The organism is Acidovorax soli (assembly GCF_014207955.1).
Lineage (GTDB): Bacteria > Pseudomonadota > Gammaproteobacteria > Burkholderiales > Burkholderiaceae_C > Acidovorax > Acidovorax soli_A.
Window position 1 is genome coordinate 197,116 of sequence record NZ_JACHLK010000005.1, and the last position, 22,130, is coordinate 219,245.

A 22,130-nucleotide genomic window follows, 5' to 3' on the forward strand; every position below is an offset into this window, starting at 1 on the left:
AAGAGTCAGGCCGTGGCGGGGCGGTTGCCGCGCCGTGCGCTGCGAAACCGCTTGCCGTACTCGATCATGGGTTGCTCCACGGCGTAGTACAGGGCCGAGGCCAGCAACAGCGTTGCGACGACGACGGCGGCATGTGCGCCGGCGCCAGACCATTTCAGGTGGACGTAGACCACCAGCATGACCTTGGCATGCACCAGGTACAGCGAGTACGAGATCTTGCCGATGTAGCGCGACAGCACATCCTGCAGCGGCGGCAGCTTGAGGAACAGCAGGAAGACGCAGCCCAGGCCCACGGCCGCCAGCGGCTGCGGTGCAAGCCCCAGGACCACCTGCCATTGCGACCACAGCACGATCAGCACCAGCGCCAGCGGCCACAGGAGGCTGCTGGAGATGCGGCGCAGCACCGGCTCGTAGCGGTAGATCACCGTGCCCAGCACGAAGAAGTACAGGTAGCCCACGATGTTCGACTTGATCAAGGCATGCTGCAGCAAGGGCGAAAACTCGATGCCGGCGTTGCGCGCCTGGGCTGCGTACAGGAAGTCGAGCGCACCGGTGTTGGCCGTCTTGATCCAGGCGATGGACAGCAGCGTGGACAGCAGCAGCACCGCCAGCCAGAAATGCCGCCAGCGCAGGCGGTGGGCGACCAGGGCGAGTACCAGCACGATGGCATACCAGAACAGCTCCACCGTGAGCGTCCAGCCCACGTGCACGCGGTCGAAATACAGGCTGCTGCGCACCGACAGCTGCTGCAGGTTCAGCAGGTTGAGCAGGAAGTGCGGGTAACCGTCTGCCAGCAGGGCCCGAAAGCCCGGTTGCAGCGCCGCTTCGATCAGCACGATGCCCACCAGCGTGACCCAGTACACCGGGAAGATGCGGAAGAACCGGGCCTTGGCGTAGTCGCCCAGGCTGTTGCGCTCGGCGCTCTGGATGATGAGGTAGCCCGAGATCAGGAAGAACAGCTGTACGCCGATGCCGCCGCCGTCCGGCCCGAACAGCGGCACGGGGATGCCCGAGTACACGGAGAAGTGGTGCAGCGCCACCGAGAGGATGGCCATGGCGCGCAGGATGTCGATGTTGTTGTCATGCTCGACCGACGAGAAGCGCTGCGTGATGTCTGAAATTTTCATGAGAAGGCAGGTCCGCCCATGGGGGCGGGGACGCCCCGGGCCGGGGCGTCCATTGCAAGGCCCGGATCAGTCCGGGGTGAACAGGCGCTCGAATTTCGCGCGGTCGGCTTCCAGCTCGAAGGTCACCACCTGGCCCATCTTCATGTCCGACAGCCGGCAGGCCGCGAACAGGGTGGTCTTGCCGGCCAGTTCCATGATGTCCAGGTCGATGATCGCATAAGGGTAGGGCACGAAGACCTCGTGCGCGAAGACGTCCTTGGTGCGGTTGCGCGGCGAAGGGTAGAGCTTGTACTTGTCGGTGGTGATGGTTTGTGTGGCCATGGACGGCAGGCTCTGGGGTTACAGTTCCGTGAATCGTACCGACAATCGACCTTCGTCAAGAAACAAGCCCATGGCAAAACCCAAAAGTGAATGGCCCGCCAAGGTACTGGCCTTGGTCCAATCAGGCAACCACCCTGCGGCCGTTGCGCAGATCAAAGTGGCACCCACCGTGACCGACATCACGCGTTTGCAGGCCCTGGTGGCCAAGCTGCCGCGTTCGCCGGCCATCGTCCAGCTGGAAAAGGTGCTGGAGGAGGAGCGTGCCCTGCTGGCCGCCCCCCGCCTGCACCGCGCACCATGACCTCCCGCAGCCCCTCCAGCGTTTCCATCCAGACGGCGGACTTCGACCTGTCCGCCGAAGTGGCGGCGCTGCGCCACGAAGACCGGCGTGTGGGCGCGGTCTGCGCTTTCGTGGGCACGGTGCGCGACCGCAACGATGGCGACGACGTGGCCTCGCTTGAACTCGAGCACTACCCGGGCATGACCGAGAAATCCATCGAAGCCATGGTGGAGACCGCGTTTGCGCGCTTTGACCTCTTTGGGGCCCGGGTGATCCACCGCGTGGGCCTGCTGGCGCCGCTCGACCAGATCGTGCTGGTGGCCGTGACCAGCGCGCACCGGGGCCAGAGCTTTCAGGCCTGCGAATTCCTCATGGACTACCTCAAGACCCAGGCGCCGTTCTGGAAGAAGGAGGTCACCCCTGCCGGCGCCCGCTGGGTGGACGCGCGCGTGAGCGACGACGCGGCCCTGGCCCGCTGGGGTATCGCGAGCGACAACCGCTGAGTGTGTAAGCGTTGGTAAATGCCGCGCTGCGGGCCGCCAGGGCCTGGCAGCGCTTGAAATGCACGCCGAAAGTCCCCATGTGTGACGCAATTCGGAGGACATTTCACCCATGCGTCTCGACAAATTCACCACCAAGTTCCAGGAAGCCCTGGGCGACGCCCAGAGCCTGGCACTGGGCAGCGACAACGCCTACATCGAGCCCGTGCACGTGCTCGTGGCCATGCTGCGCCAGGAGGACGGCCCGCGTGCCCTGCTGCAGCGCGCCGGCGTCAATGTGCAGGGGCTGCTCGCGGCTGCGGAAGGCGCCGTCAAGCGCCTGCCCACGGTGCACGGCCAGGAGCAGGTGCAGGGCGGGCCCGAGCTCGGCCGCGTACTGCAGGCCACCGAGAAGGAGGCCATCAAACGCGGTGACCAGTTCATCGCGAGCGAACTGTTCCTGCTGGCCCTGATCGACAGCAAGGGCGAGGCCGCGACCATCGCCAAGGACAACGGCCTCACGCGCAAGAGCCTGGAGGCGGCCATCGAGGCGGTGCGCGGCGGCCAGAAGATGGACAGCGCCGAGGCCGAGGGCCAGCGCGGTGCGCTGGCCAAATACTGCCTGGACCTGACCGAGCGCGCGCGCATCGGCAAGCTCGACCCGGTGATCGGCCGTGACGACGAGATCCGCCGCGCCATCCAGGTGCTGCAACGGCGCACCAAGAACAACCCCGTGCTCATCGGCGAACCCGGCGTGGGCAAGACCGCCATTGTGGAAGGCCTGGCCCAGCGCATCGTGGCCGGCGAGGTGCCCGAGTCGCTCAAGGGCAAGCGCGTGCTCAGCCTGGACATGGCGGCCCTCTTGGCCGGCGCCAAGTACCGTGGCGAGTTCGAGGAGCGCCTGAAGGCCGTGCTCAACGAGTTGGCCAAGGACGAGGGCCAGACCATCGTCTTCATCGACGAGCTGCACACCATGGTGGGCGCTGGCAAGGGCGAGGGCGCCATGGACGCGGGCAACATGCTCAAGCCGGCCCTGGCGCGCGGCGAGCTGCACTGTGTGGGCGCCACCACGCTCGACGAATACCGCAAGTACATCGAGAAGGACGCCGCGCTGGAGCGCCGCTTCCAGAAGATCCTCGTGGGCGAGCCCACGGTGGAGGCGACCATCGCCATCCTGCGCGGCCTGCAGGAAAAGTACGAGGTGCACCACGGCGTGGACATCACCGACCCGGCCATCGTGGCCGCGGCGGAGCTCTCGCACCGCTACATCACCGACCGCTTCCTGCCCGACAAGGCCATCGATCTGATCGACGAGGCGGCCTCCAAGATCAAGATCGAGATGGACTCCAAGCCCGAGGTGATGGACAAGCTCGACCGCCGGCTGATCCAGCTGCAGATCGAGCGCGAGGCTGTGCGGCGTGAGAAGGATGAATCCTCGCTCAAGCGCTTCGGCCTGATCGAGGAAGAGATCGAGCGCCTGCAAAAGGAGATCGCCGACTACGACGAGATCTGGCAGTCCGAGAAGGCCCAGGCCCAGGGCAGCGCGCATGTGCGCGAGGCCATCGACAAACTCAAGTTCCAGATCGAGGAATTCACGCGCAAGGGCGACTTCAACAAGGTGGCCGAGTTGCAGTACGGCAAGCTGCCCGAGCTGGAGCGCCAGCTCAAGGAAGCCCAGGCCAAGGAAGACGGCAAGGACGGTGTGGCGAGTGCGCCGCGCCTCTTGCGCACCCAGGTCGGCGCCGAGGAGATCGCCGAGGTGGTGAGCCGCGCCACAGGCATCCCTGTGGCCAAGATGATGCAGGGCGAGAAGGACAAGCTCTTGCAGATGGAAGCCAAGCTGCACGAGCGCGTGGTGGGGCAGGACGAGGCCATTGCCGCCGTGGCCAATGCCATCCGCCGTTCGCGCTCGGGGCTGTCGGACCCGAACCGCCCCACGGGCTCCTTCCTGTTCCTGGGTCCCACGGGCGTGGGCAAGACCGAGCTGTGCAAGGCGCTGGCGGGCTTTTTGTTCGACAGCGAAGACCACCTGATCCGCATCGACATGAGCGAGTTCATGGAAAAGCACTCCGTGGCCCGCCTGATCGGCGCGCCGCCCGGCTATGTGGGCTATGAAGAGGGCGGCTACCTGACAGAGGCCGTGCGCCGCAAGCCCTACAGCGTGCTGTTGCTCGACGAGGTGGAAAAAGCCCACCCCGACGTGTTCAATGTGCTGCTGCAGGTGCTTGACGATGGCCGCCTGACCGATGGACAGGGCCGCACCGTGGACTTCAAGAACACGGTGATCGTGATGACCAGCAACATCGGCTCGCACCTGATCCAGGCCATGGTGGGGCAGGATTCGGACGACATCAAGGAAGCGGTCTGGGGGGAACTCAAGAACCATTTCCGACCCGAATTCCTGAACCGCATCGACGAGACGGTGGTGTTCCACGCGCTGGACGCGAAGAACATCGAGGCGATCGCGCGCATCCAGCTGCAGTTGCTCGAGGCGCGCCTGGCCAAGATGGACCTGCAGCTGCAGATCTCGGGCCCGGCGCTCGAGGAACTGGCCAAGGTGGGCTTTGATCCGGTGTTCGGTGCCCGTCCGCTCAAGAGGGCCATCCAGCAGCGGATAGAAAATCCGCTGTCCAGGCTGCTGCTGGAGGGCCGCTTCCCGCCCAAGAGCGTGATCCCGGTGACGGTGGATCCGGTGCAGGACCCGGGGGTGTTCCAGTTCGGTGGAGCCACCGAGCCCGCCTGAGGCAGAAAGAAAAGGGCGGCCCGGGCCGCCCTGCATTGAAAGGAAAGGTGTCGTTTGAACGATCTTGTTTCGGGTTTGGTGCGCTTTGTGCTGCGTGCCCTGGTGCTGGCCATGGGGCTGGTGGTGTTCCTGAGCCTGCTGGCGGCGGCCGCGGTGCTGGGCCTGGTGTGGGCCCTGCGCGCTGCCTGGGCCCGGCTCACGGGCCGGCCCATGAGCCCCTGGGTCATGCGGATCGATCCACGCACGGGATTCAACGCCGCCATGCGCTCCAGGGCGCAATGGGGGAGCGCGCGCCAGCACGATGGCGCTGCCGAGCCGGCGGCGCCATCGCGGCGCGGTGGGGTGCTGCCCGGGGCCGTCGAGGTGACCGACGTGGAGCCGCGCGAGCTGCGCTGAGGATGCCTGCAAGAGGGTTCGGCATGCCCCTCTAGAGGTGCCGGCATGGACCTTTCACGGGAATCGGGCGCTCTATCATGCGTGCCATGACTCCAGCCGATATCCACGCCCTTTTCGAAACCCAGCGGCAGGCCAGCCGCACGCAGGTCGAGGTGCCTCTGCTCGTGCGCCGTGAGCGCCTGCTGCGCATGCGCAAGCTGCTCGATGAGAACGGCGCCGTGCTGGCGGCAGCCGTGCAGGCCGATTTCGGCATGCGCTCGCCGCGGCTCACCGAGGTGGCCGATTTCTTCGTGCTGCGCACCCTGCTGTCGCACACCCTGTCGCACCTGGCACGCTGGATGAAGCCGCAGAAGGTGCGCACGCCGATCTACCTGCAACCGGCCAGCGCCCACATCCAGCGCCAGCCCCTGGGCGTGGTGGGCGTGGTGTCACCCTGGAACTACCCGGTCCAGTTGGCCCTGGCGCCGGCCATCACGGCGCTGGCGGCGGGCAACCGTGTGATGCTCAAACCCAGCGAGCTGACCCCGCACACATCGGCCCAGCTGGCGCTGCTGGTGGCACAGTTCTTTGCACCCGACGAATTCTGCGTGGTGCAGGGCGATGCCAATCTGGCTGCCCTGTTTGCCTCGCTGCCGTTCGACCACCTGGTGTTCACGGGCTCGACGCCCGTGGGCCGCAAGGTGGCCCTGGCGGCCGCGCAGAACCTCACGCCCACCACGCTGGAGCTGGGCGGCAAGTCGCCCTGCATCATCGACGGCCATTGCGACATGCAGGATGCGGCGCTCAAGATCGCCCATGGCAAGCTGCTCAATGCCGGGCAGACCTGCATCGCGCCGGACTATGTGCTGGTGCCGCGCGGGCGCGAGACCGAATTCGCCAATGCCTACCGGGCTGCCGTGGCGCGCCTGTTTCCCACCATCGAGGGCAACCCCGACTACGCCTCCATCATCACGCCGCGCCACCATGCGCGGCTGCGCACCATGCTGCAGCAGGCGCAGACACAGGGCGCCGATGTGCAGCCCATCGACCCCACGGCGGGCAAGCCCGCGGTGAACACCGTGGGCACGCTGGGTGACGGTGTGAGCCGCCAGATGCTGCCCACGCTGGTGTTCGGCGTCACCTCGGACATGCAGATCATGCAGGAGGAGATCTTCGGGCCGGTGCTGCCGGTGATCTCGTACGAGCGCCTGGACGATGCCGTGGCCCACATCAATGCGGGCCCGCGTCCGCTGGCGCTGTACTGGTTCGGCCAGAGCGAGGCGGTGCGCGACGATGTGCTGCGCCGCACCGTGAGCGGTGGCGTCACGGTCAACGACACCCTCATGCACATCGCGCACGACAACCTGCCCTTTGGCGGCGTGGGCGACAGTGGCTGGGGCGCCTACCATGGGGAGCAGGGCTTTCTGCGCTTTTGCCACCAGAAGTCGGTGCTGGTGCAGTCGCGCTGGGCCATGGGCTCGCTGTTCTACCCGCCCTACGGGGCGCGCTTCGACCAGGTCATGGGGCTTCTTCGCCGTTGGCTGTAGCCAGCGCATCGGGTGGCGCGGGTACCGCGCCGCTGATCAGCTGCACAATGGCATCGCGAAGCTGCCCGGTGGAGACCGGCTTGTGCAGCAGCAGGGCCGAGGTGGTCTGCGCATCGCGCAGGCGCTGGGGCGAGGTGTCGCCGGTCATGATGATGGCCGGCACCGGCACGCCCAGGTAGGCGCGCAGGGCCTGCAGCACCTGCTTGCCGGTTTCTTCGTGGCGCAGGCGGAAGTCGGTGATGATCAGGTCGGGCGTGCTGTCCTCGATGTGGTCGAGTGCATCCGCGCTGGATTCGGCCGTGGTGCACAGGCAGCCCCAGCTTTGCAGCAGGGCCTGCATGCCCAGGCGCACCGATTCGTCGTCGTCGATGGCCAGCACATGCAGGCCCGTGAGATCGAAATGGTTGAAGGAGGGCGGGGCTTCGTCCTCCAGCGCCCCCTGCCAGGCGTCGAGCCAGAGCCGGAACACCGAGCCCTTGCCGGGGCGCGAATTGAGCTCCACCGCCGTGCCCATCTCGCGCACCAGGCGCCGCACGATGGCCAGGCCCAGGCCCAGGCCTTTGCGGCGGTCGCGCTCGGGGTTGCCCAACTGGTGGAACTCCTTGAACACGTTGTCCCACTGGCTGCGTGGAATCCCGGCACCCGTGTCCCAGACTTCCAGGGCAATGCGCCGGCCCCGGCGGCGGCAGGCGATGAGCACGCCGCCGCGTTGCGTGTAGCGCAGGGCGTTGGAGATGAAGTTGTGCATGACCAGCATCACCAGGGAGCGGTCGGCATAGGCGGCGGTCGAGGTCTCGTGCGTACGGTAGACCAGGCCGGCGTTGTCGGCCTGCACGCCGAATTCCTGCTCCAGCGCCGTGAGCAGGGGCTGCACGGCGAAGGCGGAGGGCCGCACCTTCACGACGCCGGCTTCCAGCCGCGAATAGTCGAGCAGCGTGGTGAGCATTTCCACGGCCGCGCTGGATGCCGCCTGGGCATGGCCCAGCACGGTGATCTGGTGCGGGCTCATGGGGCTGCGCTGCAGGGTCTCCAGGAACAGGCCCATGGCATGCAGCGGCTGGCGCAGGTCGTGGCTGGCGGCGGCGAGGAAGCGCGATTTGTCGCGGTCGGCGCGTTCGGCCTCTTCCTGCGCGGCCAGGGCGCGCTGAGATTCGGCGCGCAGTTCGGCCACCAGGCGCTCATTCTCGAGCTTGAGGGCGATGCTGCGGCGCGTGGCCGTGTCGCCCGTGCTGGCCTGCAGGCCGGTGAGCGCGTAGTAGACCAGTACCAGGAACAGGGCGGGCCACATGGCGGGGCCGCCGCTCATGGCCACGGCGGCGAAGATGCCCCCCACGGCGCAGGTGAGGTAGGTGATGTAGGCCCGGTACAGCGGGGCCCCCAGGCCGAGCGCGCCGGAGGAGACGGTGCTGACGATGCCGATGGCGTAGATGACGCTCTCGGGCGAGCCCCAGTACAGCACCACGAAGCCCAGGCTGCCCCAGCTCAGGCCCATGGCGGCCATGCAGGCCATGAGCTTGCGTGCCGAGCGCAGCACCGGGTCGCGCTGCGGTGCCATGCCGCGCAGCGTGGCATACACCCCGATGACCACCAGCGCGTGCGAGACCAGCCAGATGCTCACCACCTGGGTGTCGGCCACGCGCGCCATCACCCACAGCGTGCCCAGGGCCGTGGCCAGGGACGCCAGCAAGGTCATCGGGAAGTTCTGCCGCAGCAGGGTGACCTGCTCGCGCAGGACCTCATCGTGCTCCCAGCGTCTGCGCGCCCAGGGCCAGCGGGGAATCAGTGGCAGGGCTTCAGACAAGGTCATGGAGCGGCGGCATGGACAGGCCCAGGCGCTGGGCTGCCAGCAGCGCGGCGCTGCGGCTGTTCACGCCCAGCTGCGCAAAGATGGCCGCCACATGCACGCGCACCGTGTTCTCGCTCAGCCCCAAGTTGCGCGCAATGACCTTGTTGGGCTTGCCGGTGCACAGCAGCGACAGCACTTCGAGCTGGCGCGCCGTCAGGCTGGGCGCGGAGGGCGCGCGCTGGGTGGCGGCATTGCCGCTGTTTGCCGGAAAACAGGGTTCGCCCGAGAGGGAGACGCTGATCGCCTCCAGGATGTCCTCGCCGCTGGCCGACTTGGGTAGGAAGCCATCGGCACCGCGCGAGCGGGCTTCATAGACTGCATCGGGTGCAATGCTGGCAGATACCAGCACGATGCGTGCATTTGGGTAGCTTTGGCGCAACAGTCGCAGGCCATCCAGGCCGCTCATGCCTGGCAGCTGGATGTCCAGCAGCACCAGGTCCACCGGGGCTGGGGGCAGGGCGCAGGCTTCGGCAATGGAGCCGGCCTCGGCAATCGAACCCACGGAAGGGTGGTCCTGGACGATCAGGCGCAGCCCGGTACGGAACAAGGTGTGGTCGTCAATGAGCAACAGGCTGGCAGGCATGCCGTGAGTATTGCGCACAACACCGCGCGAGGGAACTGGCGCGAACTAGTCCATTTGTGCGATGGACGCAAGGGCGGCCCGTTTTTAGACTTTCCTCCATGCAGTGACCCTGGTACCTTACGGGACCAGCGTACTGTGGCGGTTGGCAAAGACCAACCTTTTTCCAACGACCAGGGGAACACAACATGGCTGCCAGCGCTCTTTCGAACCCAATGCCTTCATCGCCCGAGCACAAGCCCTCTGCCGGCGTGGGGGTGGGCGGCAATTGCATTGCACAGATCGTGCATGACAACTGCCCGGACCTGCTGGCATCGGCGGGCGTGATCATTGAACACCTGGATGCGCAGGCGGGTAACTGGCAGTTCTCCATCGACAACGGCCTGACCTGGCGCAGTGCCCGCACCGACCTCATCAACCGCCCGGGCTGCATGGGCCTGGCGCTGGACCGCGATGCGCGCCTGCGCGTGCTGCCCTTCAGCGGCCACCGGGTGAGCGGCGTGCGCATTGTGTTCCACACCGTGCAGCGCAGCCACGGCCAGGGCAGCGGCAGCTACAGGGCCTACGCTCCCGACGAGCGGGATGGGGGGTCGCGCAGCGTCACGCTGGTGGTGGGCCTGAATGCGGTCAACGGCATGCCGCCCGAGGTGAAGGTCCCGCGTCCGCGCAACAAGCGCGCGCTGGCCCAATCGGCCCGCGAGCGTGCCGAGGGTGGGCTCGGAGGCCCGCTGGCCGTGGCCTGACAGGGCTTTTTGAAGCGCATTTTCGGGGCCTGACTGCAGGGGGCTGCGGGCCCGGGTACCCTACCGGCGCAGGGTGAAAAACCGTTTGCGGCGACAATGCCGGTCCTTTCGTTTTTTCACACCCTGTTTTCGTTCGGTTTTTTCATGTCCAGTATCCAGGTTCGTCCCGCTACGCTTCGCGATGCCAAAGCCATCGCCCAGATCCACACCGCCTCTGCCCAGGCGGCCTACAAGGGGCTGGTGCCAGACGAGCAATTGAAGTCCATGTCCTCCGTCGACAAGCGCCAGGCCTACTGGCGCGAAGCCATCGAGTATTGCGAGCCCCAGGTGCAGGTGGCCATCGATGGCGAGAAGATCGTCGGTTTTGTCGGCTACGACCGCTCGCGCGATGAGAAGTCCCGCCCCACCACGGGCGAAATCTGGGCCATCTATGCGGCCCCCACCCACTGGAACCAAGGCGTCGGCCTGGCCCTGTGGGATGCGGCCCGCGATGGCCTCCAGGAAGAAGGTTGCACCAATGTCACCGCCTGGGTGCCGCTGCGCAATGAGCGCGCCATCCGCTTCCATGAGCTCGCAGGCTTCAAGCAGGAGCTCTCCACCGCCAAGACCAATGTGATCGGCGGCGTCAAGATCGAGGAAGTGCGCTTGAAGCGCCCCATCACCAACTGATCCAACCCATGATCGCGTGGAACCACCTGGGCCAGGCCCACAGTGCCCGGTGGCGCTCCGAGAGCGGCGCCCCGGCCCCGCGCCGGGTGGTGACCGCCGATGACACCCTGTCTGCCGACACCGCCTACCGCCTGGCCTGCGAGGGCACGGGCCTGCTCTGGCAAGGTGACTTCCAGAACGCCCGCATGCTGCTGCAGGCGCTGATGCGCCGCGTGGAGCGCAAGCCGCGCAAGGCTGCGGCCAGGGCGGCCGAAAAGGCCGCTGCGGCCACGCCGGCGCAGCTGTTCCACCTGCACCGGCAGGCACAGGCGCAGCGGGCCCGTGTGCTCTCGTCGATCCTGATCCCCCTGGAGGCCGATTACGGCATCGATCTGCGCCGCGCGCCGGACTGGCGCCAGGCCTGTACCGAGGCCTGGGGACCTGCCGACGGCGAGGCCTCGGTGGCCACGCTGCGCGAGCTGCTGGGCCTGGTGGGTGCCTTCGAATGGCGCAAGAAGGGGGTGGACGTGCCCGCGCTCGGCGCAGGGGCGCACAACCGCATCCACCCGCACTATGGCGTGTTCTCGCCCGTGCGCGGCGAGTATGTGGACCTGGTGGCCGACACCTCGCTGCCTTCGACCACGCTGGCGTTCGACGTCGGCGTGGGCACGGGCGTACTGTCCGCGGTGCTGGTGCGCCGAGGCGTGCAGCGTGTGGTCGCCACCGACCAGGACCCACGTGCCATGGCCTGCGCACGCGACAACCTCAAGCGCCTGGGCGTGCTGGACCGGGTGGAGCTGCTGCAGGCCGACCTGTTTCCGCCCGGGCGCGCGCCACTGGTGGTGTGCAACCCCCCGTGGGTGCCGGCACGCCCGAGTTCCCCCATCGAGCACGCGGTGTACGACGAGGGCAGCCGCATGCTGCGCGGCTTTTTGGCGGGCCTGGCGGCCCACCTGGAGCCGGGCGGCGAGGGCTGGCTGATCCTGTCGGACCTGGCCGAGCACCTGGAGTTGCGTCCGCGCGAGCAACTGCTGGCCTGGATCGCCGAGGGTGGCCTGCGGGTGCTGGGCCGGCACGACATGAAGCCGCGCCATGCCAAGGCCACAGAGGCCGGGGATGCCTTGCACGCCGCGCGCATGGCCGAGGTCACCTCGCTCTGGCGCCTCGCAGCCATCGGCTGAAGGCCCCAGGGCCCGTGGGGCTCAGGACACGGTGTCTGCCGCGTCCCGGGGCAGCAGCTGCTCCATGCGGTCGCGGATGGTCTGGGCGCGCTCGGGCCCGGCCATCTGGGCCACTTCCTCCAGCAAGGCTTCCCCTACGTCCAGCATGCTGGCGCGGTCGCGGGCTGCCCGCAGGGCTTCATGGAATTGTTTGGCCAGGGCCGGGTCGCGGCGCGCGAACATGCGCTCGCAGATGTCGAACAGGTACATGCGGGTGCCTGCCAGCGAGCGCAGTGCGTCGCTGGGGTCTTGCGGCTGGCTGGCGGCCTGGGGAGCCGCTGGCGCGGCGCTGGGCAGGGCCGCCGGCGCCTGGGCGACCGGAGCCGGTGCATCGGGCAGTACGGCCGGGCCGGTGAGGTAGCCCTGGCGCATGAGGTTGTCCACGATCTGCGCGCCGATGCCGTTGTACATGGCCTGCAGGTCCGACAGCGACTTGCCGTCGGCCAGCAGCAGCAGTGAGCGCTCACGCAGGCTCAGCGTGCGGACGCCGGGGGAAAGTTCCAGGCGGGCTTTGTCGGTTTTTTGGAGCAGCATGGTGAAGGCGCAGGCAGGCAGGCTGGCGGGCACGGGACGGAGCGCCTGCCATTGCAGCACCCGGGTGTGACGCTGTGATGACCCTCTTGCGGGACAATACCGGCTTGCCCCTGCGAGGGGCCTGTGTGTGACTTCTGACGAGCGATGACCCTGCTGCTGGCCCCGATGGAGGGGCTTCTTGATTTTGTGCTGCGCGACGTGCTCACCCGGGTGGGTGGGGTGGACCGCTGCGTGTCCGAATTCATCCGCATCACCGGGACGCTGCTGCCGGACAAGGTTTTTCTGCGCTACATCCCCGAGCTGCGCAACGGCAGCCGCACGCTGGCTGGTGTGCCGGTGCGCGCCCAGCTGCTGGGCTCCGATCCCGTGAGCATGGCCGAGAACGCGGCGCGCCTGGCCGCGCTGGGGCCAGAGGGGATCGACCTGAACTTCGGCTGCCCGGCCAAGGTGGTGAACCGCCATGGCGGCGGTGCGGCCCTGCTGCAGGAGCCCGAGCGCATTGCCACCGTGGTGGCGGCCGTGCGGCGTGCCGTGCCGGCGCACCTGCCCGTGTCGGCCAAGATGCGCCTGGGCTTCCATGACACGGGGCTGATGCGCGAATGCGCGCAGGCCATGGAGGCGGGCGGTGCCTGCGAACTGGTGGTGCATGCGCGCACCAAGGTCGATGGCTACCGGCCGCCGGCCTACTGGGAGCAGATCCCGGCCATCCGGGCGGCGGTGGCACTGCCCGTGGTGGCCAACGGTGAGATCTGGACAGTGGCCGATGCCCTGCGCTGCCGTGAGGTGTCAGGCTGCGATGCCCTGATGCTGGGGCGCGGCATGGTGGCCGACCCAGGCCTTGCGCGGGCCATCCGGGCCGTGGACGCGGGGCTGCCGGGCTCGGATCCCGTGCAATGGTCCGATCTGCTGCCCCATATCGCGGCCTTCTGGCAACTGGTCTGCGATGACCTGGAGCCGCGCCAGCGTGCCGGCCGCCTCAAGCAGTGGCTGAACCTGATGCGCCGGCGCTTCCCCGAGGGCGAGGCCGCCTACCAGCATGTGCGCACCATGACCGACCAGCGGGCCATCAGCGCCTGGGTAGCGGCCCTGCAGGAGGGCCAGGCCACTACAGCAGGTGGTCCGGTGCCAGCGGGCCGATCAGCTGCAGCAGCAGCCTGAGTGCAGCGCTGGCGTCGGGCTCGGTGGTGCTGTCCGGCAAGCCACTGCCTTGGGGGGCATGCCACAGCAGCCTGCTGCCTGGCTGCTGCAGTTCCACGCGCCAGGCCAACTCGCCCAGGGCCGGCTCCAGCCGGGTGGTGATGCGGCGCGCCAGGTCGGTGCTGCGGATCAGCAGGGCGATCTCGGTGTTCTGCTTTTGCGAGCGCATGTCCAGGTTCATGGAGCCGATGGCGACCAGGCGGCCGTCCATCACCAGCACCTTGGAGTGCAGCATGGCGCGCGAGCCGCCCACCGAGCCCGTGGGCGGGTTGTTGCTGCCCCCCGAAGAGCCACCGGGCAGGCCCAGGGCCGTGCCCAGGCCGGTGAGTTCGCTGCGCATTTCGTAGAGTTCGACCCCCATGGCCAGCAGGTCGGGCCGGTGCCGGGCATAACCGGCGTGGGCGATGGGCGCGTCGTTGGAGGCCAGCGAGTTGGTGAGCACCCGCACCCGTACGCCGCGCTCGCGCGCCTGGGCAAAGGCCTGCTTCATGTCAGGGCCGGGCACGAAGTAGGGCGAGACGATGAGCAGCTCGCGCCGGGCCTGGCCCATCAGGTGCAGCAGGCCGTCGACCACCGTATCCCCGTCGCCGGCATCGTGCAGGTCGCTGGAGGGGACTGCTGCTGCGCTGCCTGTTGCGGCGGGGTCCCTTGCGCCAGGGGCGATGCGTGCGGCCTGCCGGGCATTGGAGGCGGTAGCAGGTGCCGTTGCTGCTGCAGGGGGTGGGACGGTCGGGCCTTCTGCCGGGATCTTGGCGGGCTGGTCGACCAGCACCACGGCGGGCGCCCAGACAAAGGATGCCGCTGCCAGGTCCATGGGCTGGTAGTCCCAGATGCGGCTGCGCGGGGCTTCTGCCGTGCCGTGGACACCCTGGGCCAGGGCCGGCCCACTGGCGAGGGGCTGTGGGGCTGGCAAGGCCACCCGGCGCTCCCGCTCGGAGGCATCGGCGGCCTCGTACTGGCTGCGCAGGGTGTCGAGCTCTTCGCGCGTGACCAGCGATTGCACGGGGTAGGCGCGCTGGTTGTTCCAGTAGTGGTCGAAGCTGCGCGACAGGTCCTGCACGATGGGGCCGGCGGCGAGCACGTCCAGATCGACGAAATTGCCGGCATCGGAGGTGCCGAAGTACGCGTCGCCCAGGTTGCGCCCGCCGGTGACGCCCATGGCGTTGTCGGCGATGAAGAGCTTGTTGTGCATGCGCTGCTGGGCCCGCGAGAAGTCCGTGAGGGCGCCGAACATGCGGCCCAGCGTGGAGCTGCGCGCACCGGTCAGCGGGTTGAACATGCGCATCTCGATGTTGGGCACGAAGGCCAGGCGCATCACCTGCGCATCGCGCCCGGCGCTGTGGAAGTCGTCGAGCAGCGCCCGCACCCGCACCCCGCGCCCGGCGGCAGACACCACGCTCTTGAGCAGGCGCTCGGTGCTGGCGTCGGCATGGATGGCGTAGTACTGCAGGTCCAGCGTCTTCTGCGCGGCCTCCACCAGCGCCAGGCGGCTGCTGTAGGCCGCCTGGGGGCCGCCCAGCAGCAGAAAGCCGGAGGGTGCCCGGGCGCCTGCGGCCTGGCGGTGGGTCTCCACCAACTGCCCCAGCGGTGTGCCGGCGGGGGAGGCGAGCGCGGTGGACTCGGGCCGGGCCACATCTTGGGGCAGGCCCGCACACCCGGTGAACAGCGCCACGGCGACCACGGTGACCAGGGCCATCCAGCCGTGGCGGACGGCGGCAGCAAGGTCTTTGGTGGCAGTGGAGGCAGGCATGGGGCGGGTCAAGCGTTTGGGCACTGCGCAAGATATAGCCTGCCGCTCCGGCGCACGCTGTCGGACGGGGCGCCGAAACGTAACGCCGTGTGAACGGCGCCACGGTCCGGGGTTACCAGCTGACTTCGCGGTCCGGCGTGGCGCTGATCTTGTGGATCGAGAGATCGGCGCCGTCGAATTCCTCTTCCTGTGACAGCCTGAGGCCCACGGTGGCCTTCAGGGCCGCATAGACGACGAAGCCGCCCAGCGCGGCCCAGGCGACGCCCAGGGTGGTGCCGATCAGCTGCGCCGAGAAAGCCACCCCGCCCAGGCCGCCCAGGGCCTTGCTGCCGAAGATGCCGGCGGCCAGGCCGCCCCAGGTGCCGCACAGGCCGTGCAGGGGCCACACGCCGAGCACGTCGTCGATCTTCCACTTGTTCTGGGTCAGCGTGAACAGCAGCACGAAGATGGTGCCGGCGATGGCGCCCGTGACCAGGGCGCCCAGCGGGTGCATGAGGTCGGAGCCCGCGCAGACGGCCACCAGGCCCGCCAGCGGGCCGTTGTGCACGAAGCCGGGGTCGTTCTTGCCCAGCACCAGGGCGGCCAGGGTGCCGCCGACCATGGCCATCAGCGAGTTGACGGCGACCAGGCCCGAGAGCTTGTCCACGGTCTGCGCGCTCATCACATTGAAGCCGAACCAGCCCACCACCAGGATCCACGCTCCCAGGGCCAGGAACGGGATGTTCGATGGCGGGTGGGCCGAGATGGCGCCGTCCTTGCGGTAGCGGTTGGCGCGCGAGCCGAGCAGAACCACGGCGGGCAGGGCGATCCAGCCGCCCACGGCATGTACCACGACCGAGCCGGCAAAGTCATGGAATTCTTCGCCCGTGAGCGACTTGATCCAGGCCTGCACACCGAAATGCTGGTTCCAGGCAATGCCCTCGAAGAAAGGGTAAACGAAGCCCACGATGACGGCCGTGGCGATCAGCTGCGGCCAAAATTTGGCGCGCTCGGCAATGCCCCCGGAAATGATGGCCGGAATGGCCGCCGCGAAGGTCAGGAGGAAGAAGAACTTGACCAGCGAGTAGCCGCTTTGCTGCACCAGGGTGTCGGCGCCCACAAAGAAATGCGTGCCATAGGCCACGCTATAGCCCACGGCGAAGTACACCACCGTGGACACGGAGAAGTCCACGAGGATCTTGACCAGGGCATTCACCTGGTTCTTTTTGCGGACCGTGCCCAGCTCCAGAAAGGCGAACCCGGCATGCATGGCCAGCACCATGATTGCCCCGAGCAGAATGAACAAGGCGTCCGTGCCCTGTTTGAGTGCTTCCATACCATCTCCACGCGATTGTTTGATCTGTTTTGGTGCGTTTCACTGCATTCCGCAATGAGTGCACCAATTTCAAGCAAAAAATGCGCCAGCATGTGGCATAGCTCACCGAGGTGGTGCTGTGCTGTTTTGGTGCGTTGGCTCAGAAGCGGTCGCGCCCTTGCACCCGCGCCACGATGCGCAGGTCGGGGCCGATGCGGTCGACCGAGATGTAGTCGAGCGCAGTGCCATCCGCGAGAGATTGCAACGGTGCCGTCTGGGCCATCCCCAGGCCCGGCCCGAGCAGCCGGGGGGCCTGGTAGAGCAGCAACTCGTCCACCAGACCTTCGCGCAGGAAGGAGCCATTGAGCTTGTGGCCGGCCTCCACATGCAACTCGTTGATGGCGCGCTGCCGGCCCAGGTCCTGGAGCATGGCGCCCAGGTCGACCTTGCCCTGGGCATTGGGCAAGTGGATCACCGTGGCGCCACGGCTTTCCAGCGCCGCCTTCTTGGCCTCGTCGCGCACGGCGGTGTAGATCAGGCAGGTGCTGCGGCCCGGCACGGACCAGAGGCGGGCCTGGAGCGGCGTTTGCAGCTGGCTGTCGACGATCACCAGGTGGGGCTGGCGCGGCGTGGCGACATCGCGCACATCCAGCTGCGGATCGTCATCGAGCACGGTGCCGATGCCCGTGAGCACGGCACAGGCCCGGGCGCGCCAGGCATGGCCATCGGCCCGGGCCGCGGGCGAGGTGATCCACTGGCTTTGCCCGTTGGCGAGTGCGGTGGTGCCGTCCAGTGAGGCCGCGGTCTTCATGCGCACCCAGGGCGTGCCGCGCACCATGCGGCTGAAGAAGCCGATGTTGAGCTCGCGCGATTCCGTGGCCCCCGGCCCCACGACCACCTCCACCCCCGCGGCGCGCAGGCGCGCAAAGCCCTGGCCCGCGACCAGGGGGTTGGGATCGGCCAGCGAGGCCACGACCTTGCCGATGCCGGCCCCGATCAGCGCATCGCAGCAGGGCCCCGTTCGACCCTGGTGCGAACAGGGCTCCAGCGTGACGTAGGCCGTTGCGCCCTGCAAGGAGTTGTTGCCCCGGGCGGCCGCATCACGCAGCGCCATGACCTCGGCATGCGGTCCGCCGGCCTGCTGGGTGAACCCCTGGCCCAGCACCACCTGCCCATCGGGGCTGGTGATCACGCAGCCGACGCGCGGATTGGGGTTGGAAAGAAAAAGCGCCTGAGTGGCCAGCTCAAGCGCTTTCGTGGTGTGTTGTTGTTCCGAAGAGGTCGCCATGGTGGCGTGCATGCTAGCGCATGCGGGGCTGGTCGGATGTTGGCGGGGTCACTTGTTCCAGCAGTCGGCCGGGAGAAGGGTTGCCGGGGTGTACGTTCCCGCTGCCATGCCTCGCGTGCCCGTATTGGTCAGAGTCAGGTTGCCGCACTTATCGCCTGATTGCGGCGTGCCTGCCCTGCGTGTGGCGGTCAGGGTGAAGGCGGCGTTGGTGGAGGGCCCCCCCGCGCCGTTGCCGATGGAAATCGTGTAGCGCTTGGTAGGGTCACCGGCCCAGGTTAGGTTGGCGGGCAGTACAAGGGGGTACACCCCCGTGGCGGTTGAGGCGCGCTCCAGGTACTGAGCCGCCTGCTGCAGGCCACCGCGTGCATCGGCACGGTGCCCGCGCCGGATGTACTCGGTGTAGCTGGGGATCGCGACCGCCGCAAGGATACCAACGGTGGCCACCACCGTCATGAGTTCAATGAGGGTGAAGCCCCGTTGTCGCATGGATATGTTGGTGTTCATTCTGTGCATCGTACAGTCCTTAGTCCAGATTATCGAATCTGACGCCAGCTCGGACGCATGGATTCCTCGGGCGGGGACGCAATATCCTCGCCTGCTTTGCCGTTGCTGCCACCCTTGGCACTCACATCAATATTTTCGAACTGGTTCTTCTTGATGATGCTGTGAGGGCCCTTGGCAACCTGCGCTCTGGAGACGCCTTGGTCGGCTGCCGTGTACTTCTTGTCAGCATTCATATCCACGATCTGGAACGTGGGGCGCTTGCCATCCATGATGTTGACGAAGGTTCGGTACTGGCGTTCTGCATCCACAGAGGTCGAATCGCAGCTTTCGATGTTGGGATCCACATTGGAGCCCTTGGCGGGCACTTGCGACCAGACTGTCAGCAGGTTGGTGGCGTCGTAGAACTCCAGGGGCTTGAGCAGCCGCTCGCCCACAGCCGGCAAGTCCATGTACCAGCCGTTGTAGTTGCCCCAGGTCTCCAGCTTGAGTTCATCCACGATATCGACCGTGGCATAGTCAGCGCTGACATCGGTGAACTTTTGCTGCGCCAGCTTGGCCGTCGCGATCCCAGTGCCCAGGGCTGCAGGGGCAGGTACGCAGTCGGCACCATTGGGGCAGCTGCCACCGCCAGGATGGACTTCCAGACGCTTGCTTGCTCCCGTGCCCACATAACGGTAGCGGGTGTTGTCCAGTACCGAGTACAGGGATTGCACATCCACATTCGATGGGTCGGTGACATCCACATTGCGGCCGGTGCCGAAGGCCACCATCATGCCGCCCACGCGCGAGGTCTTCGCTGTAGGGCCACTGCCGGTTTGCTTGTTGCGGTCATTGGCGCGCACAGTCGGCGCCGTGGAGATCGGCTGGATCTTGGTGCGCGAGGGGTTGCCCAATGCGGCGGGGCCCTGGGCCGTGAACAGGGGGCTGCCGCCAAAGGCGACCTTCCAGTTGCCAGGGGTTGCGCTGGTCAGGTCAAACTTCCACATATTGCCGCGGTTGTCTCCTGCGTAGACCACGTCGACGCGACCATCGTCATCCAGGTCCACCACGCGTGGGGCGCCCAGGCCGTTGTCGTTGGCATTGCCGGTGCCCGCTGCCTGGGTTGTGGTAGGGATGCGCACCAGTTCGCGCAGGCCATCCAGGTACTGGATCAACAGCACCGGGCGCTGGTTGGCGCTGTTGTAGCCATTGCCGAGCACCACCGCCCAGCGGTTGTTGTTCATGCGCGTGATTTGGGTGGTGCGCATGGCGTCGGCATCGTTGCGCACTGGTCGGGATGTGATGTGGCCGATATCCTTGTCTTCATCCACGACTTTCTCGCACGTCGTCTTTTCAAGACCAGTCATAGAGCCGCAGACAGGGGCGGCTTCGGTGGAGCCGCGTGTGCGGTCGAGCTTGACAAGTTGCTGCGCATTGCCTTCGGTAAAGCCAGGCACGCCAGTCGGCGAAGCAGTGGCCGTGGGGTTGGTCACATCCAGCACGAAATAACCTTTGCCGCCCTGGCCCAAGGTTCCGACCAGATAGGTGCGCCAGTCGGGAACAAAGGCTGCATAGTTGGGGTCGGTCGGGTCCTGTATGCCCCCGTTGGCGTCGATGTCCCCGGTCATGGGCGAGCCGTCGACAAAGTAGCGGTGCTTGGTGTTGTACTGCGGGTCGGTCAGCAGAGGCAGGTTGGGAATCACGCCCCGGGGCACATAGGCCAGCTTTTCCTGGCCATCGACAGCCGCAAAACCATGCAGCATGCCGTCGTTGCCGCCCACATAGAGCATGGGTGGGCGTGACTTCTCGCTGCGTACGAAATTCGCATAGCCCTTGAGCAGCGAGTCCCCCGCTGGCGCACCGGTGTACCAGACATCGGAATTGATGATGTCGCCCTGCCGGCTATCGCGCTCGCGATAGGGCTTGGCTGTGGTGTATCCGGTGTCTTCGGATCCTTCTTTGCTGCGCTCACCGCGTATGTACTCAAGCCGTTCCTGGCCTTTGGTCGCGGTTTCGACGGTTCCACTGACATTCGTTTGCAGCCAGGTCTTTTGCGCGGTACTGAGGTTGGTTTCATCCGACGCCCACTTGAAAGGCACGCCGCCGCGGTACTTGCTGGCGTCCCACTTGTCGCTCCAGCTCAGGATAAGGCGGGTGCTGATGGTGGCCAGCGCATCCAGCTTGTCGGCGGTGTTCTTGCCTGACCATCCCGGGTCGCTGACAGCGGTGCCATCAGGCTTGACTCGTTCAGCGGTCACGAAACCCTTCCAGGCTTTGGTGGGTTCGTAGGCTGCTGTGTATTTGCCCACCTCGCTGCGTGAAACGTTGGAGCCGCTGGTGGCGCTGGCGCTCAGGTCGGGGTCGGTCGCGGTGTTGATCTGGCCAAAGATTTCGCGGAAGGCTTTCTCCAGGTCCTCTCCCTTGGTCACGGCGTAGAAGCGGCCGCGGCCGTTCAGGGCTGCATGCCACAGGTCCAGCGAGCGCTTGTTCTCGTTGTCCATGGTGGGCCAGGTCTTGGTGCCTGTCACCAGATCGCGGAAGCTGCCGTCATACCCAAACGGGGTCATTTCCGTGGGGGCTGCAATGGTGGGGGCGCCTGGCCAGGTGGTGGAGACGTTGCTGAAGCCGATGGTGTAGGTCACCATGTGTGGCCACGTCGCCGGGTTGTAGCGGGGGTTCCAGTAGCGCTCAAGGATGGCATCTTTGTTGGCCGTGTCCTTGCCAAAATTTTCGGTTGCTGGGGCCTTGCGATAGTCCGCGGCGGGCTGCAAAGCGCCGGTCATGCCCGAGGTCTGCATGGGCGTGGCCCAGCTGTAGAAGGCCCAGTCGGCCAGCGTGTTGTCAACGGTATCCCGGTAGAGCGCCGTCTTGGCGCGTTCCGTGGCGGTGCTTCCTCCATACACATTGCTGTCGGGTAGCGTCAGATTGGTTGCGTTGTCGCGTTTTGTGGTGTCCGGAATGGCATAAGCCGTGCCGTTCCAGCGGCCGTCCGTCATCATGATGTGGTACGAGCGACGGCAGGCCAGGTAGGGAGCTCCTGTCGTGCCGGGGTCGGATGCCCATGCGCTGCTGGTGCCCAGGCCCTGGCGCATGTACTCATCCGCCTGCTTGAACATCGTGTGGGAAGGCGTGCCGTTGGTCGCCTTCAGATTGCTAATGAAGCTGATGAAGTTGTTGCGGTGGCTCGTGTTCAGTCGGCGCATGGAGTTGGTCTTCATGGTCGAGCTGTTGACGTTGATGGCATCGGGCGAACCACCGTTGTTCCACATGGCCTGCCACGACAGTCGGATCTTCTTGTCGGGCAATAGGGTGGTGTCGCGGAAGATGCCGCCTGTTCCGCCGCTGCCGACCATCGTGTACTTCAGCACATTGATCCGCTTGGAACTGGCAGGCCAGGTGCCATCGGCATTCGGCGTGGTCTGGTTGTTACTGGTGCTCGCTTCGCTGTCGAGGCGGTATTCCATACTCCCCGAATCGTCGATCGAGATGATGACGTTGGGGGATACATAAGGTTCCACCGTGCCTGGCGGGGACTGTGCCAAATCAAGGGCCCAGGCGCCATGCGGCGCCAGCGCGGCGCCAGCCGCCAGAGCGATAAGGTGTTTGCGAAAACGGGGGGCAGCGGTGCGGTGCATGGCGCGCTCCTTGGAGAGGTTGGTGGTAGGCGTTGCGCTA

The 22,130-nt window shown here is 66.8% G+C and carries 19 protein-coding genes; 9 read left to right on the top strand and 10 right to left on the bottom strand.

Annotation, left to right across the window (positions count from 1 at the left end; all coding sequences use genetic code 11):
- Positions 1-5: 5 nt before the first annotated feature.
- A complete protein-coding gene (locus tag HNP48_RS14945; protein ID WP_184858254.1) occupies positions 6-1,127 on the bottom strand; it encodes an acyltransferase in 1,122 nt (373 codons plus the stop codon).
- A 66-nt stretch (positions 1,128-1,193) separates the two neighbouring features.
- Complete coding sequence (locus HNP48_RS14950; protein ID WP_184858256.1) at positions 1,194-1,448, bottom strand: hypothetical protein; 255 nt, start codon at positions 1,446-1,448, stop codon at positions 1,194-1,196.
- 70 nt (positions 1,449-1,518) lie between these two features.
- Between HNP48_RS14950 and HNP48_RS14955 the strand changes: the two genes are divergently transcribed.
- The 5 genes from HNP48_RS14955 to HNP48_RS14975 all read left to right on the top strand — a co-directional run bounded on the left by HNP48_RS14955 (position 1,519) and on the right by HNP48_RS14975 (position 6,872).
- On the top strand, positions 1,519-1,749 hold the full coding sequence (locus HNP48_RS14955; RefSeq protein ID WP_184858258.1) for a hypothetical protein: 231 nt from the start codon (positions 1,519-1,521) through the stop codon (positions 1,747-1,749).
- Positions 1,746-2,231, top strand: a complete 486-nt coding sequence (locus tag HNP48_RS14960) for a molybdenum cofactor biosynthesis protein MoaE (protein ID WP_184858260.1) — start codon at positions 1,746-1,748, stop codon at positions 2,229-2,231. Before HNP48_RS14955 ends, HNP48_RS14960 begins: the two co-directional genes overlap by 4 nt.
- A 109-nt stretch (positions 2,232-2,340) precedes the next feature.
- Positions 2,341-4,950, top strand: a complete 2,610-nt coding sequence (gene clpB / locus HNP48_RS14965) for an ATP-dependent chaperone ClpB (protein ID WP_184858262.1) — start codon at positions 2,341-2,343, stop codon at positions 4,948-4,950.
- Between the two features lie 54 nt (positions 4,951-5,004).
- Complete coding sequence (locus HNP48_RS14970; RefSeq protein WP_184858264.1) at positions 5,005-5,346, top strand: hypothetical protein; 342 nt, start codon at positions 5,005-5,007, stop codon at positions 5,344-5,346.
- A gap of 86 nt (positions 5,347-5,432) precedes the next feature.
- A complete protein-coding gene (locus tag HNP48_RS14975) occupies positions 5,433-6,872 on the top strand; it encodes a coniferyl aldehyde dehydrogenase (RefSeq protein ID WP_184858266.1) in 1,440 nt (479 codons plus the stop codon).
- Here HNP48_RS14975 and HNP48_RS14980 read toward each other — a convergent pair.
- Both HNP48_RS14980 and HNP48_RS14985 read right to left on the bottom strand, forming a co-directional pair.
- Positions 6,844-8,679: a hybrid sensor histidine kinase/response regulator gene (locus HNP48_RS14980; RefSeq protein WP_184858268.1), complete on the bottom strand. Its 1,836-nt coding sequence runs from the start codon at positions 8,677-8,679 to the stop codon at positions 6,844-6,846. The two genes, HNP48_RS14975 and HNP48_RS14980, sit on opposite strands and share 29 nt — an antisense overlap.
- Positions 8,666-9,301 (bottom strand): response regulator transcription factor, encoded by a 636-nt coding sequence (locus HNP48_RS14985; protein ID WP_184858270.1) that lies wholly within the window; start codon positions 9,299-9,301, stop codon positions 8,666-8,668. Before HNP48_RS14985 ends, HNP48_RS14980 begins: the two co-directional genes overlap by 14 nt.
- Positions 9,302-9,513: 212 nt before the next feature.
- Here HNP48_RS14985 and HNP48_RS14990 point away from each other — a divergent pair, with 212 nt between their 5' ends.
- From HNP48_RS14990 to HNP48_RS15000, 3 genes are all read left to right on the top strand, one after another.
- Positions 9,514-10,041 (top strand): hypothetical protein, encoded by a 528-nt coding sequence (locus HNP48_RS14990; RefSeq protein ID WP_260420241.1) that lies wholly within the window; start codon positions 9,514-9,516, stop codon positions 10,039-10,041.
- 144 nt (positions 10,042-10,185) lie between these two features.
- Positions 10,186-10,710 (top strand): GNAT family N-acetyltransferase, encoded by a 525-nt coding sequence (locus tag HNP48_RS14995; protein WP_184858274.1) that lies wholly within the window; start codon positions 10,186-10,188, stop codon positions 10,708-10,710.
- 8 nt (positions 10,711-10,718) lie between these two features.
- Complete coding sequence (locus HNP48_RS15000) at positions 10,719-11,870, top strand: methyltransferase (protein ID WP_184858276.1); 1,152 nt, start codon at positions 10,719-10,721, stop codon at positions 11,868-11,870.
- Positions 11,871-11,891: 21 nt separating this feature from the next.
- On the opposite strand, the gene HNP48_RS15005 is transcribed toward HNP48_RS15000, so the two are convergent.
- Positions 11,892-12,443: a hypothetical protein gene (locus HNP48_RS15005; protein ID WP_184858278.1), complete on the bottom strand. Its 552-nt coding sequence runs from the start codon at positions 12,441-12,443 to the stop codon at positions 11,892-11,894.
- A gap of 144 nt (positions 12,444-12,587) precedes the next feature.
- On the opposite strand from HNP48_RS15005, the gene HNP48_RS15010 reads away from it, so the two are divergent.
- Positions 12,588-13,601, top strand: coding sequence for a tRNA-dihydrouridine synthase (locus HNP48_RS15010; RefSeq protein WP_184858280.1), 1,014 nt, complete (start codon positions 12,588-12,590; stop codon positions 13,599-13,601).
- Here HNP48_RS15010 and HNP48_RS15015 read toward each other — a convergent pair.
- The 5 genes from HNP48_RS15015 to HNP48_RS15035 all read right to left on the bottom strand — a co-directional run bounded on the left by HNP48_RS15015 (position 13,549) and on the right by HNP48_RS15035 (position 22,090).
- Positions 13,549-15,390: a phospholipase D family protein gene (locus HNP48_RS15015; protein WP_184858282.1), complete on the bottom strand. Its 1,842-nt coding sequence runs from the start codon at positions 15,388-15,390 to the stop codon at positions 13,549-13,551. The genes HNP48_RS15010 and HNP48_RS15015 overlap by 53 nt on opposite strands.
- 112 nt (positions 15,391-15,502) lie before the next feature.
- The gene (locus tag HNP48_RS15020; protein ID WP_184858284.1) at positions 15,503-16,705 is read right to left on the bottom strand and encodes an ammonium transporter; all 1,203 of its coding nucleotides are present in this window, start codon (positions 16,703-16,705) and stop codon (positions 15,503-15,505) included.
- A gap of 139 nt (positions 16,706-16,844) precedes the next feature.
- Entirely contained in the window at positions 16,845-17,972 is a 1,128-nt protein-coding gene (ribD, locus tag HNP48_RS15025) for a bifunctional diaminohydroxyphosphoribosylaminopyrimidine deaminase/5-amino-6-(5-phosphoribosylamino)uracil reductase RibD (RefSeq protein WP_260420242.1), read from the bottom strand.
- A gap of 48 nt (positions 17,973-18,020) precedes the next feature.
- The gene (locus HNP48_RS15030; RefSeq protein WP_184858288.1) at positions 18,021-18,476 is read right to left on the bottom strand and encodes a type IV pilin protein; all 456 of its coding nucleotides are present in this window, start codon (positions 18,474-18,476) and stop codon (positions 18,021-18,023) included.
- A gap of 29 nt (positions 18,477-18,505) precedes the next feature.
- Entirely contained in the window at positions 18,506-22,090 is a 3,585-nt protein-coding gene (locus HNP48_RS15035) for a pilus assembly protein (protein WP_184858290.1), read from the bottom strand.
- Between the last annotated feature and the right edge of the window lie 40 nt (positions 22,091-22,130).

Excerpts from the sequence above, each read along its gene's own strand:
- HNP48_RS14945 (WP_184858254.1), bottom strand. The coding sequence starts at position 1,127 with ATGAAAATTTCAGACATCACGCAGCGCTTCTCGTCGGTCGAGCATGAC.
- HNP48_RS14950 (WP_184858256.1), bottom strand. The coding sequence starts at position 1,448 with ATGGCCACACAAACCATCACCACCGACAAGTACAAGCTCTACCCTTCG.
- HNP48_RS14955 (WP_184858258.1), top strand. The coding sequence starts at position 1,519 with ATGGCAAAACCCAAAAGTGAATGGCCCGCCAAGGTACTGGCCTTGGTC.
- HNP48_RS14960 (WP_184858260.1), top strand. The coding sequence starts at position 1,746 with ATGACCTCCCGCAGCCCCTCCAGCGTTTCCATCCAGACGGCGGACTTC.
- clpB (WP_184858262.1), top strand. The coding sequence starts at position 2,341 with ATGCGTCTCGACAAATTCACCACCAAGTTCCAGGAAGCCCTGGGCGAC.
- HNP48_RS14975 (WP_184858266.1), top strand. The coding sequence starts at position 5,433 with ATGACTCCAGCCGATATCCACGCCCTTTTCGAAACCCAGCGGCAGGCC.
- HNP48_RS14980 (WP_184858268.1), bottom strand. The coding sequence starts at position 8,679 with ATGACCTTGTCTGAAGCCCTGCCACTGATTCCCCGCTGGCCCTGGGCG.
- HNP48_RS14985 (WP_184858270.1), bottom strand. The coding sequence starts at position 9,301 with ATGCCTGCCAGCCTGTTGCTCATTGACGACCACACCTTGTTCCGTACC.
- HNP48_RS14990 (WP_260420241.1), top strand. The coding sequence starts at position 9,514 with ATGCCTTCATCGCCCGAGCACAAGCCCTCTGCCGGCGTGGGGGTGGGC.
- HNP48_RS14995 (WP_184858274.1), top strand. The coding sequence starts at position 10,186 with ATGTCCAGTATCCAGGTTCGTCCCGCTACGCTTCGCGATGCCAAAGCC.
- HNP48_RS15000 (WP_184858276.1), top strand. The coding sequence starts at position 10,719 with ATGATCGCGTGGAACCACCTGGGCCAGGCCCACAGTGCCCGGTGGCGC.
- HNP48_RS15005 (WP_184858278.1), bottom strand. The coding sequence starts at position 12,443 with ATGCTGCTCCAAAAAACCGACAAAGCCCGCCTGGAACTTTCCCCCGGC.
- HNP48_RS15010 (WP_184858280.1), top strand. The coding sequence starts at position 12,588 with ATGACCCTGCTGCTGGCCCCGATGGAGGGGCTTCTTGATTTTGTGCTG.
- HNP48_RS15015 (WP_184858282.1), bottom strand. The coding sequence starts at position 15,390 with ATGCCTGCCTCCACTGCCACCAAAGACCTTGCTGCCGCCGTCCGCCAC.
- HNP48_RS15020 (WP_184858284.1), bottom strand. The coding sequence starts at position 16,705 with ATGGAAGCACTCAAACAGGGCACGGACGCCTTGTTCATTCTGCTCGGG.
- ribD (WP_260420242.1), bottom strand. The coding sequence starts at position 17,972 with ATGGCGACCTCTTCGGAACAACAACACACCACGAAAGCGCTTGAGCTG.
- HNP48_RS15030 (WP_184858288.1), bottom strand. The coding sequence starts at position 18,476 with ATGAACACCAACATATCCATGCGACAACGGGGCTTCACCCTCATTGAA.
- HNP48_RS15035 (WP_184858290.1), bottom strand. The coding sequence starts at position 22,090 with ATGCACCGCACCGCTGCCCCCCGTTTTCGCAAACACCTTATCGCTCTG.